Source organism: Amazonocrinis nigriterrae CENA67 (genome assembly GCF_016056305.1).
Classification (GTDB): domain Bacteria; phylum Cyanobacteriota; class Cyanobacteriia; order Cyanobacteriales; family Nostocaceae; genus Amazonocrinis; species Amazonocrinis nigriterrae.
Window position 1 is genome coordinate 1 of record NZ_JAECZC010000064.1, and the last position, 12,379, is coordinate 12,379.

Consider the following 12,379-nt stretch of genomic DNA (forward strand, 5'->3'; position numbering starts at 1 on the left):
CTCATCCCCCTCATCCCCCCATCTCCCCACGCCATCCCCTAACCAAGAAAATCGCTCGGCTGACCAGAGAACATCTAACAGGATGGTTAATGGCGCAAGGGTAAACAATGCCCAGAAAACTGCGGTGGAAATAAAGAAATAATTCCTCAGAATAAAAGTCAAAATGGCGATGCACACTGCCCAAATTACACGCGCAATTCGAGCGTTGGGAATTGACCGGGGATCGGTGATCATGAATAAGGCAAACAGCAGCAAAGAACCGCTCATCAACCGATGCCAGTAAACATCCCAAGTCCAACCCAGCCACAGATTACGAATTGCTTCTAGCAACGAATACGCACCCAAAAAAGCTGCTGTGGTATCCCAGCGACCAATGCGTTGCAAAATCATGCCGCCAGTGCCAGCAAATAACAGCCCATACCACCATTGTTCGCCCCATTGTCCTGGGGAAACCCAAGCATCGGGCGCTAGCAATAAGGCACAAATAATGCCAAAATTGGCAGGATTGAAAAAATGCTTTTTACCGACTTGGAAAAGGAATTTACTAGCGATCGCACTTGTCGCTGCTAAAGCCATTGTCAGCCAGTGGTCAGCTCGCAAAAGCAAGCTGAGTCCCAATGAAGTAATCAAAGCACTACGAAGATTCCTTATATATGCTGTATCATTTGTTTTTTGTTCTTGAGCATTAACTAATGACCAATGACTAATGACAAATGACAGTATCCATTGTGTTGCTAGACAAGTGGCGATCGCTACTCCAATCAACTCTGGTCGTAGCGTCCAGTCCCTTGTTGCAATTCCCAAGACCAGAAATAAGCCCAAAAACAGAATTTGATAATCTCGTATATCTTTAAGCAACATTACCCTTTCATTCAGGGATTACCCGTAGATTTTTCATCAATCTAAACGAGTACAAGCTTAAATCACATCGTTGTTACAGATTTTGTTACAAAATTGGTTAGCAGAGGAGAGTGAGGAGATGAAGGAAATAATTCTTGACTCCTGACAACTCATCACTGACTTCTGTAAATTTTTATATATTTATGAATAATTGAGTAAATCAACAGAGAATTTATGGTATTTTTTTACCATTTAAAAAAATTGCATATATAGTCGGCGCAAGTCTAATTTGTCCTAATAACAGCGGTATCAACTGCCTTGAGCTAAAGATTTATCAGTCAAACAAGCTCAGGTCTTATGTATTACTCTAAATCAAGTGATGGCATATTATGCAAAAGCCAAAAGACTCTCTTAGTCAGCAGTTAGAATCTGCTCGTTCTGAAATTCTTAATTCTTACCTTACAGCAATTGAAGATAGTTTTCGAGAAAATCGTCCCCAACTCAAACTCATCAATTATGGTACAGGGTCAGGAAAGACTCACCAATTGTTTCAAGCAATATATCAAACTATTGAAGAACATCCAGATCAGCAAATAATTGGCATATATATTGCCCCGTTAAGAGAACATTTATCTGTTCCAAGTTCACTTGAAAGCCAATATCCAGATATTCCCGTCTATAAACTGAATTCATTAGAAATGAAAACGACGGAGGAAAATATCAAATTCTATAAACAATGGATACCTTCAATTCTCAAAAATAAAAGTTTTTGGAAGAATATATCAAAAGCATATACTCATGAAAAAATTCAAGAAAATCAACAAAAACTAGACAAAGTAAAAAATGTCATTAGTCGCCTAGAGTTTATTCAAAAAACAGACTTTGGAAACGAGGAATTTAATAGTTCTGAGACTACAAAAGCAATACGAGAATTGAATAACTTAGTTGAAAGTTTTTTAGAATTTATCATTAATTGTAAACTTGCTCAAGAAAGTTGGCCAATTGAATGTTTAAAGTTGATAAAAATATTCTTCCCACTTTATCTCCTGCAAGATAAATCTGGTATTGTGATGCTCACCTATGATAAATTTGAAACACGTATTCCTTACTTTATCCATAATAGTAAAAAATGGGTAAAGAAAAGTAGCTATCTTGATAAATACGTTATTCAAGAGACAAACGACTCCAAAAGGTTTATCCTTGCCTTTGATGAGCAAGAAGATGGCTATGAAATTATACTAGATGAGAAGATTGATATCATCTCACCTCAAAAGCTGGCAATTAATAATGCACTGTCATCTATTAATAGAGAATTTTCTATTCTTTTTTCTATTCAAAGTGATGAAAACAGAAAATTTCTGAATTTTATTGAAAAAAATAAGGGAGTTTTGTACGAATTTCAAGAACATTTTGAAAAAAACAAAGCTATTGAAGAAGAACTGCAACAATTTGCCCCTATATATCGAAGACTGACCTATGAAGAAGGAAATTCTATTAATTTTTTAGAAAAGGTAGTAGCGATTAAAAAAGGTCTTGGTGAATCAATAGAGGAAATTATTAATATTTTCGATATTTATGATGAAGAAAATCCTATTTTATTGAATTTTGAAATTTTGTCCAGAGTTTTTTCAAAATTCGAGAATAATAGAAGTTTATTAATCCCTCAGACGCTTTACAACCAAATTAGTGATGAGTTAATGAACATTTTTTCATACAATAACCTATATATCTACAATATTGAACCTCTAAAAAAATTATTTTTAGCCAAAGCTTCTGGTGGCCATGTTCAGATAACTAAGGAAGAAGTTTCAGATAACACCTCTGTAGCAGAATTAATTTATGCCATTCTAGCTGTTAGACCACAAATTAAAAACATTGAAGATTTTCTAGCTAATGTTCTAGATGCTGAAGATTCTCAATCTCGTTCTTTAGATATATGGTCAAAACAGATAGCTAGAGTTCAAAAGGCAAGTGAAGAAATCATAGCGCAAAATCAACCACTCAAGTACTTAAATCGTACTTATGTCTATGAAAGCTATAAGTCTATCATAAATATCAAAGAAATTTCTCGTTATCAAGATTCTAAAAATAACCTTATTGATCACCTACTTAGAGAAGTTTCTATTGGTAGCACTGCTATATTGACTTCACCTGAATACAAAATAAAATCCATGCTAGTGAATAATAGTAATGTGATTTTTATTATTTCAGCAACAGGGGGAATATTTGGTGATTTAAGTACAAGTTATGACATGCGTTATTTAGAAGATAATTTGCGTGATGAATCTGGTCAAAGTTCTTTTAAAAGAATGATTGAGGAAGAAGTTTTACTTTGTGAAGAAATTAGAAATGAGCGTGAAGCTAAACGACAGATTACAGTAAATTTTTTCAACACAAATTTATCCTCTTTCGCAAACTACAAAACTCAAGAAGTTGTACAACAATTTGAAAAAAAGATTTTAAAAGAATTTATAGGCAGTGACGATAATTGGCTAAGTAATTACAAAATACAGGAATTAAACAATTTTACTCGTTTATTGTTTTATCTTTTTGAAGATGACTCAATTCAAGAAACAATAGCTTTTACTCAAACTCTACGCTGGATTAAAAAATTGCTCGATTATTGGAAAGCGCTTCATCATGCTAATTTTGTATTTGAGGCATCATCGGATCATTCAAATATATATTATGTCAAGATGAACCATAAAAAATATCATAGTAATATTCGTATTAAACTCATTTTATATGAAGCATCCTTTAATAAAAATTACTACGATAAAACAACCCAAAAAACATATCTGGATGAGCTTGTTGAAGAAAAAGATCAGAAAATTTTCTTTATATCGGCTTATCAGTCAGCTGCAAAAGGATTAAATCCTATTATCAAAAACCCCAACGGTGATGAAAAGGATTTTGACTCTTTGGCTTTGTTAATGGACAGTTACTATACAGTAATGAAACCATCACTTAAAAAATCAGTAAATTCTGAAAAATCTACTACACGTTATCATTTCGCTTTAATGAAAAGTATTGTACATTTGGGTGACTCTAATCTTGAAATCAAAGATTTTAACAAGTACCTGAGTCAACCGGAAGCTGGAGTGTTTCAAGATCAGCAACACCAAATTTTATTAGGTAAACAAATTTTGCAAGCTATTGGTAGATCTGAGAGACGTGATTTCCCAAACCAAGTTGTAAAAATTTTCATTAATGAAGAAACCCGAAAAAATCTAGTAAATTTTTACAGATATTTAGAGCGAGAAGAGCCAAACGAAATTCGTAAATTTTCCGTTAATAACCACAAAGTTTACTTGAGTGTTCAAGAAGAAGAGAAGAAACGGGGTATTACTGATTATGAAGAGCATGTCTATGATGAAAATGATGCTTTTATGGCTTTCCAAGAGTTTAGAGAAAAAATGTTAGATGAAATTGAGAAATTTCACCACAATCAAAATACCTTTGACATTACAAAAGCATGGGATGCATTACGCGATCCAATTGTTTTTAAAGAGCCAGACAGCTATCTCAAAAAGTTACGAGACTCAGGGCTATTTCCAGATGAATTTATTGAGTCATTATTCTACCATAAATCACAACAGCCTGAATTTACGCCATACTTAGCTTCATCTGAAGAATACGGTAAGAAGTTTCAAATTATCAGCGATAGCATCAATGGTGAAAAAATCTATCTCTACGAGAAGCGATTATATCCTGAATATTTAAAAACAAATGTTCGAGGCTATGACTTGGAAGGTAATGAAATTAGCTCATTAAATTCTTCGACTGATTCAATTTACAAACTATACAACGATTTGATTCCACAACCTGATATTTTCAATACTTATATTCCCCGTCCGCATTTCTTTTACGATGTCTTGTATCCATCACTAACTGAAAATTTTACAGAACGTTGGATTGAAGATGAAATTTTTAAAGGTAAAGATTGGAAAGTTATAAAAAACTTTTATGGCTTTGAACGATTGCTAGATTTCAAAAAATATAACAAACTATATGAGCGGTTTGATTTGTATTATATTAAGGAGAATACGTTATTTTGTATTGATGTTAAAGCATGGAGTGTAGCTTCAGGAAATCGCCTTTCAAAACAGACATTAGAAAAAACCCAAAACAAGCTGAATGCCATTATTGTAGATTATCCAGAATTTAGTAATGTAAGAGGCTTACTTCTAAATTTGCACGCATCTCAAGAAAAAAATCAGCAACACTCAGCTACACTATGTTCTGGAAATTTGATTTATTTTGATGAACATAATTCTCCAGTTGAATCAAAGATATTGAGAGATTTTTTATTCCAAAAGGTGAAATAAAATGAAAGATAAAATAACTAAAGAATTATCAGTTCAATCACGAACAAATCAGCTACAGATATTAGACACTCCGGAAGAAGTTGCTGAAAAACTTTTTCGATATCTTTTTAATGAGAACAAAGGAATTGGGCATTTTTCTCTTCAATATCAGCCTGCTCAAGACAAAGATAATGAAGATGAGGATTCACAAGCCAATTTTTATAAGAAACGGCATAAATTTATTAAAACTCAGATTCAAGAACGACTTTCTGCATCTGGAGAAACACAGAAATATTCAGACATTTATTACTTCCTTTGTTATGCTAATGGTCAAACCCATGTTCTCTTTATATCTAACAATAAAAACCATTCTGGATGGAAACAGTTTTTTAAGGACAATAAAGAAAGAATTTTTAATTTAGTTTTTAAATTTTATATTCTTTCTCAAAGCTTATCGCTTGAAACAGTGAATGGTTTTGAAGAATTGCTCTTAGTACATTCTCAAAAGCTCACCAAATCGAAAGATGCTCTTCGGGTGTGGGGTCAGAATTTATTAATCAAATACAATAAACATAATGTACTATCATTAACTCTATCCCGAAAAAGCCGACTATTCTTTCCAAAAGATCAGTACAGTACCGTAGATACTGACAGTTTAGGAGAGGTGGTAGTTTATAAAGATAAGGAATACTACTTTGAACGTGACCTTGATGCTCGTCGAAAAAATGATATTAATTTTATGCAATTTGATAAAGATCACAAAAATTATGAAAAATTCCAAAAGACTCAGCTTTATCATTATCAAAACCTTATGACACAGCTTGAGGCTTTTTTAACTAAGTGTGGTATTCTCTTTAAACCCCTTCATTTTCAGGCTGATCATTACTTAGAAAACCCTTTCATCAAAAACATAGAGTCTGTAGAATCATTAGAGATTATTAATAATACTGGAAATGATTTTAATGAAAGTGATCAAAAATTCCTGAAAAATTTCTTGAAACATCAAGGGGTATCAATTCTCACATTCTATAATTATGGAAAAACCGTTAGCACTTATGAAAAAATAGAAATTGAAGGTGAAGATGATACTTGCTGGAGAATTACTGAAGTTGTTCCCTGGTCAGATATTAAATTGGATAAAGAGAAAAACTATTTAGTTATCAATAAAGTTTTGGAAGAAGAAGCAGGTTCAATGGCTTACCAGAGAAATGATGGTTTCTGGTATCCGTCAACCAAAATAGATAATAAAGATAAAGTTGATTTATATTCACAGTTAAAGAGAAGATTTAACTATTTAAAGACAGGAGAGTTTTTTAGCACACAGGGGATAAATGTATCAGAATTTAGGGCTATCGGAGATGGAAAGTCTGCTTCATCAGTATTAGTTATCAATACAGATATCAAAAAAATTGATCAAGATATTCTGCGCTTGGATACACAAGATTTTACGGGTGGGGAATACTTAGACGTAGAGGGTTATATATCTTACTATTTAAGAGGACAAGAAGATAGTGAAAAGTGGAAAAAATTCTGTGAGAATTACAAGATAAAGATTTCACCAGAATTTCAGAAAGTTTTGATTGAACTAGGAATTAAAAACTGGATCAGGCAAAGTCTTGAAAATCCTGGTTTTGGCTTGCCAATTATTCCTCAATCATTTACTGAAAAACAATTTTTTACTATATATGTGCGTAGCCCCCGAAAAAAAGAAGCTAAAGCAGTAGCAGTAGAATTCTTATATAAAGATGGTTACATATATATCAAAAATATAATGCGTGACATGAAAGAAATCGAAAATAAATTTCGATTTTTAAGAAGGCAAAAAAATAAGCCAGAAAAATTAATTGATGACCAACAATATTTTGTAGATGAATCGGAGCAGTTATATATTAGTTGTTATACAGATGATATGTATACACCAATTTTAATTGGACGGAATGGTATTATTGAAGACATGGGAAATGAAACACTAATAATTAACCGACAAATTCTAGGAGACAATAGTAGCAGATTATTACCTGTAGTGTCGTATTATAATGTTGATATTAAACCCATTAACAGAATCCAAAATATGATATGTTTGGACTTACAGAAAGAAACATTTATTCAATATTATATTCCACCTGCAAAAAGTATTGAGGCTTCTATTAAGAGAGGATTTAGAGTTTATCATTTGATTGGAAAGAAATATTCAGACCATTCTATCTTGACATTTGAAATTATCGAGCATCCCATCACAGCTTTACATTTCAGTACACTAACTCAAAATGTTTTAAAGATTAGTGATAATAGCCAATCATCCTTGCTTCAAAAAGTGGCAAAGGTCTTAATTGAAAATTGAAAAACAGGCTTAAGGACTAAAATAATAATCTTGCCTCCTGACAACTAACAACTAACAACTAACTTTTATGGCTCCAATAACTTCAAATCGTTTAAACTACAAAGCAAACGTGGCTTGTCTGGGTCTGTCAAATCTAGCTTGTCCCAAGGTACTCTATAACTACCGTGGATTTTATACGCTCCGAGTAAATGTAAAATTTTTAACCCAATTGTCCAAGCGGATAGTCTTTCTAACGTAGCAGCATAGCCGATCAGGTATTCTGTAACTATCCATTCTCTACCTTGCTGTTCGGCTCTAACTTCCTCAATGCGTCCGATCGCTTTACCTGTTAAGTCTAATACTGATTTACCTAGCAGTAGTTCTAAATGAACCTCACGAGTTGTCATTATCTCCCTCCGGGTATTTTTGTGATAATGCGATCGCGCAGCCATTTTTCGTAAGCCAAGGCTGATGTTGCTTCAGCGTCAACATCGACTTCTACATCAATACCCACATCCCGTACTTTCGACCAGGAAATTCTCAACGGTTGACTTTGTTTCGCACCCCATTTACTTAATATTGCTGCAACCCAGTTTGCCCAACGTGGATTTAGTCGTTTAGCAAGGGTTGTCATTCCCACTTCAATATAAGCAAGTCGTGGTGGTTCCCCATTGCGTAACTCCATCACAATGCCATCGACTTTACCCATTTTGCGCTGATTGCGGTCAACTAATTGGTTATCAAGAACATCTCTCATCATGTCCATTTTTATAACTTTTTCTTACTTTTTCGTTAATAGATTAAACTCGCCAACAAATTAAATCCAAAATCCAAAATCCAAAATCCAAAATCAATTCACCCTGCAATAATCTCCAGAGGAATAGCAATAATTGCCAACACAAAAGCCAGCACAATAGTAAATATTACAATACTATTACTTATCCAACCGTTAGTATACTTACCAACATATAATTTATCGTTCATTAAAACTAAAAATGGCACAACTACAGGCGGCAAAATCACTGCTGTAATCGCCATTGAAAACAATGTCAATTGCAAAGGGTCTACACCAAATACTATTAGTAATGAGGAAAGAAAGACAAACACGGTGTAAACTAAACTAAAGCGTGCGGCATCTTTTGGTTTCAGATTTTCGCCCCAATTCCAACCAAAAGCCTGAGCCACAATATAGGCAGTATCGAGACTTACTTCCAGTGCTGCACCAAAGCAAGCAATACCTAACGATGCAGCAAATAGTACAAAGCCCCAGTAACCAAAAGGTTTTGTCAACATTAATGCTGCTTGTTCGTAGCTATCTACCTGGATACCTTGAGGTTTAAGTACCAATGCTGACACAATTAGCACTCCTAACGAGACGATACTACCAAAGCCCATTCCCAAACTAGCGACGGCACGATTTACCCCAATATAGCCTTCATCCCATTTATCTTCTACTGCACCAGATGAGTAGAAATAAAAGAGATAGGGACTAATCAATGCTCCCAGAATACCAACTCCTAGAAATAAATAATGTGTTGTATCTTCTTTAGGGAGAGTAGGTAACAAACCAGTACCAATTTGTGTTAGTGATGGATGCAGTTTAAAGGTAGCAACAACAAATACTAGTGTGATTAATCCCAATACAGAGATACCATTTTCAATGATGCCAAATGTTCCTTTCCAAAGTAGTATCCAAATGGCAAAAGCAACAGGTAAAGCATACCACTGAAAACTAATACCTGTTAACAGTTGCAGGGCAATACAAACACCTCCAATTTCAGCTGCTAAAACGAGATAATCGACGGCAATTTCTGCAAGTAGTGGAATAATATAAAAGTTAAACCCGAATCGTTCTCGCACCGCAGCTGCTAATGTATGTTTGCTTACAGCTGCTAAGCGTCCAGACATTTCCACTAAAGCAATTACACAAATTGTTCCTAGGACGATCGCCCAAATGAGTTGGAAACCAAAGGTAGAACCAGCCTCAGCAGCAGTAGCGATCGCACCTACATCAAGAAAGCCGCCAATACTAGTAACAATACCAAGGGCAATTTCAAAGATTTTTTTCATGGGTTTGCTGTTTTGTTCTGAATATATTTAGCGATCGCTCTTGTGCTGCTAACTCTCTAAGTTGTTGACGCACCGCCGAACGATTTTTTTGTGCAATTGCTCTTGACATTTCTTCTGTTTTACTTGCTAACTGTATAATACCAGCAATCACTACTGATTTATCAGTCTGAATTGAATCTGGAAATATCTGAATTTGTTCTATCTTTTTTGTTTCTTTTTGCAGTTCATCATGAGCTTTTTTCAATGTCTGTTTAGCATATTTACTTGGCACATCACCGCGTACCCATGCATCACCAACCATATTGGCTGTTTCTGCCCATGAAAATACATTTTGTATTTCTTTACTTATCTCATCTGCTGTTGTCTTGGTATTGCAAGAAGTTAACAATATTAAAATTAATAAATAATTTATTTTGAATATAAATTTACCAAACCCTGGCATTTCTAGACACCCCATAGCAGACACTATATTTTTATTTTTGCCATTACTTTGGTAAATATGTATATCTCTCTAACGAAAGATTTTATCCAAAATTTATTTCAATTAATAATTTTTAATCTTCAAAAGAAGCTTATTAGAGGTTACTTGTTAAGTAAAAATACAATTCTTGTGGAAGAGCCAATGCGCTCTTTAACTCTACGATAACCATCAGTTTGCAGTACAAACTTAGTTGAATGTTAATTAAATATATAGGAATTAGGTTTTACTTTGAATGAAATTAGACAGAATTATTATGTTAGCAATAAAAAGGGGAAAGCATATACTTAATCTTTTCCCCAAAGTTCTATAATCCTATGTGATTTGTCAAAAATAGTTTTTAATCGAACCGCCTTACCTTCTCCTTCTAAAATACAAGGGTGTGTTATTGGAGAGAGTACGACACCACAAATCTCTGGCAGTGCATAAGTCTTGGCTTCGTCCATAGCATAACGCCACTTGCTACAATGCGTCGGCACTTCTGCGGCTGTCGGCGAAGCGCGATAGCGCAGTGGCTCCCCTACCAGACTCAAATCTTTTGTAGTAAGGCTTTCTTGACTTATGTGTACACGCTAGTATAGGGGTACGGAATGCAGGAGAGCGGAAGGATTCGAGGGTGTCGCGACTAGCGTCGAAGAGCAGTCTTGAGATTGCAATTGGCAAAAAGCAGAGCCACTCCGCAAAAGGCGACGCTTTACGCTAGGTGCGGGGCTGTAAGAACGAGCGATTTTCAAAAATGATTTAGAATTTCTATGGTAGCTCTTGTAAATATCAACTATAGCCAAATCGTATTCACCGAGAAACTACTTTAGACATCTACAAGTATTGAAAGTTGCTGGTATGCTAATTCAGCTTTGAAAATTGTTGTTAAATATACAGAAGCTTTACCTGGCTCCTCAGAGGTTGTTTCAAAAGTATCAATAATTTTGATTTTAGGCAAAATCTGGGTAAAATCACACTCAAACAAAGCTGAGAATATCAGATTTTTCGTTTTACTTTACTCCCCAACGCCACTTCAGCGACTGTCGAGGAACCTACCCAACCCAGTAGCTTCTTACCATTTCTTACTCTCCCAAAGCCAGGATTTAATTATTCAAAAGGACTTTTTAAACATCCTAAGAGACAAACTCATGCCTGCGGTAGCTTTAACTATATAAATATAAGTTTTGGCTACTGAAAAAGTTTGAGTTATTACTTGTTAAATTTTGGCACTATTATTATAGCATAATTGTTTATATTTACACTAAAAATTGCTGATGTGTATGTCAGCCCAGACGCAACAAATTCGTGTAACTAAAGTCTTATATACTAGATTTTGCTTTGCTCAATTTGAGGTTTTTGTCAATTATGATACTATAAACCATCAATTTTTAGATGAAATACTTGGATATCCAAAGTTCTTTAGGTTTAGTAACAACTAGATCCAGTATTATCAGAAAACTGCAAACTGCATGTGGTGTCAGAAAAAAGAGGGGAGTGGAGACATGGATTTACGTAGCGATGCATTGCAAATCCTCAAAGCAACAAGCCGAACTTTTTATATTCCAATTAGTATATTGCCGCCAGGATTGCAAGAAGCAGTAGCTTCTGCATACCTGTGTATGCGTGCCATTGATGAAATTGAAGATCATCCAGAACTGGATAATCCCACTAAGGCAAAACTGTTACGAATGATTAGCTTGACATTACAGGCAGGCGTTGATGGGTTTCCAGTCGATGCTTTCTCGGCAGGCTTTAGCGGCTACGAGAATTCCTTAGAAGAAGTCACCGTGAGGGTGAGAGAATGGTCGATACTAGCACCTGAGGCGATCGCACCTCGGATTTGGGATGCTACTGCTGCGATGGCAGAACGTATGGCTTACTGGGCAGAAAGAAACTGGAAAATTGATACAGAGTCAGATTTAGATCGTTATACCTTTGGAGTTGCAGGTGCAGTTGGTTTATTACTCTCGGATTTATGGACTTGGTACGACGGAACGCAGACTAACCGCACTCAAGCAATTGGATTTGGCCGTGGTCTACAAGCGGTTAACATCCTGCGTAACCACATTGAAGATTTGGGACGTGGGGTAGACTTCTTTCCTGAAGGATGGAGTGTAGCAAATCTACATGAGTATGCACATCGTAATTTACTGCTAGCAGATGCTTATACAAAATCTCTTCCTGCTGGCCCTGCTTTAGACTTTTGCCGCATTCCGTTAACCTTGGCTCATGGTACTCTTGACGCTCTGGCTAATGGTAGAGAAAAACTTAGCCGCAATGAAGTAATTGCACTGATCCAACAGTTTATCAGTATCAACGCCAAAGCCAGCTAATGATTTAGGGAGTGGGGAGTGGGGAGTAGGGAGTAGGGGGGGATGAGGG

Annotated in this window: 9 protein-coding genes; 3 read left to right on the plus strand and 6 right to left on the minus strand. The window is 35.2% G+C overall.

Features of this window, described 5'->3' with window-relative positions; genetic code table 11:
• Positions 1-861 (minus strand): RnfABCDGE type electron transport complex subunit D (locus tag I8748_RS25700; RefSeq protein WP_198127358.1); only part of this gene is annotated, 861 nt, incomplete at its 3' end.
• 368 nt (positions 862-1,229) lie between these two features.
• Here I8748_RS25700 and I8748_RS25705 point away from each other — a divergent pair.
• Entirely contained in the window at positions 1,230-5,168 is a 3,939-nt protein-coding gene (locus I8748_RS25705) for a hypothetical protein (RefSeq protein WP_198127359.1), read from the plus strand.
• Between the two features lies 1 nt (position 5,169).
• Positions 5,170-7,488, plus strand: a complete 2,319-nt coding sequence (locus I8748_RS25710) for a hypothetical protein (RefSeq protein ID WP_198127360.1) — start codon at positions 5,170-5,172, stop codon at positions 7,486-7,488.
• Positions 7,489-7,553: 65 nt separating this feature from the next.
• Here the strand turns inward: I8748_RS25710 and I8748_RS25715 are convergent, their stop codons facing one another.
• From I8748_RS25715 to I8748_RS25735, 5 genes are all read right to left on the minus strand, one after another.
• On the minus strand, positions 7,554-7,874 hold the full coding sequence (locus tag I8748_RS25715) for a hypothetical protein (RefSeq protein WP_198127361.1): 321 nt from the start codon (positions 7,872-7,874) through the stop codon (positions 7,554-7,556).
• Complete coding sequence (locus I8748_RS25720; RefSeq protein WP_198127362.1) at positions 7,874-8,233, minus strand: hypothetical protein; 360 nt, start codon at positions 8,231-8,233, stop codon at positions 7,874-7,876. The genes I8748_RS25715 and I8748_RS25720 overlap by 1 nt, the downstream gene beginning before the upstream one ends.
• Positions 8,234-8,322: 89 nt before the next feature.
• Positions 8,323-9,537 carry an Nramp family divalent metal transporter gene (locus I8748_RS25725; protein WP_198127363.1) on the minus strand — a complete coding sequence of 405 codons (1,215 nt, stop codon included), beginning with the start codon at positions 9,535-9,537 and terminating at the stop codon, positions 8,323-8,325.
• Positions 9,521-9,979 (minus strand): hypothetical protein, encoded by a 459-nt coding sequence (locus tag I8748_RS25730; RefSeq protein WP_198127364.1) that lies wholly within the window; start codon positions 9,977-9,979, stop codon positions 9,521-9,523. Before I8748_RS25730 ends, I8748_RS25725 begins: the two co-directional genes overlap by 17 nt.
• A gap of 323 nt (positions 9,980-10,302) precedes the next feature.
• Positions 10,303-10,548, minus strand: coding sequence for a hypothetical protein (locus I8748_RS25735; RefSeq protein WP_198127365.1), 246 nt, complete (start codon positions 10,546-10,548; stop codon positions 10,303-10,305).
• 951 nt (positions 10,549-11,499) lie between these two features.
• Here I8748_RS25735 and I8748_RS25740 point away from each other — a divergent pair.
• Positions 11,500-12,330 carry a squalene/phytoene synthase family protein gene (locus I8748_RS25740; protein WP_198127366.1) on the plus strand — a complete coding sequence of 277 codons (831 nt, stop codon included), beginning with the start codon at positions 11,500-11,502 and terminating at the stop codon, positions 12,328-12,330.
• Positions 12,331-12,379 lie beyond the last annotated feature (49 nt).

Coding starts and splice junctions, on each gene's coding strand:
- I8748_RS25705 (WP_198127359.1), top strand. CDS start 1,230: ATGCAAAAGCCAAAAGACTCTCTTAGTCAGCAGTTAGAATCTGCTCGT.
- I8748_RS25710 (WP_198127360.1), top strand. CDS start 5,170: ATGAAAGATAAAATAACTAAAGAATTATCAGTTCAATCACGAACAAAT.
- I8748_RS25715 (WP_198127361.1), bottom strand. CDS start 7,874: ATGACAACTCGTGAGGTTCATTTAGAACTACTGCTAGGTAAATCAGTA.
- I8748_RS25720 (WP_198127362.1), bottom strand. CDS start 8,233: ATGGACATGATGAGAGATGTTCTTGATAACCAATTAGTTGACCGCAAT.
- I8748_RS25725 (WP_198127363.1), bottom strand. CDS start 9,537: ATGAAAAAAATCTTTGAAATTGCCCTTGGTATTGTTACTAGTATTGGC.
- I8748_RS25730 (WP_198127364.1), bottom strand. CDS start 9,979: ATGCCAGGGTTTGGTAAATTTATATTCAAAATAAATTATTTATTAATT.
- I8748_RS25740 (WP_198127366.1), top strand. CDS start 11,500: ATGGATTTACGTAGCGATGCATTGCAAATCCTCAAAGCAACAAGCCGA.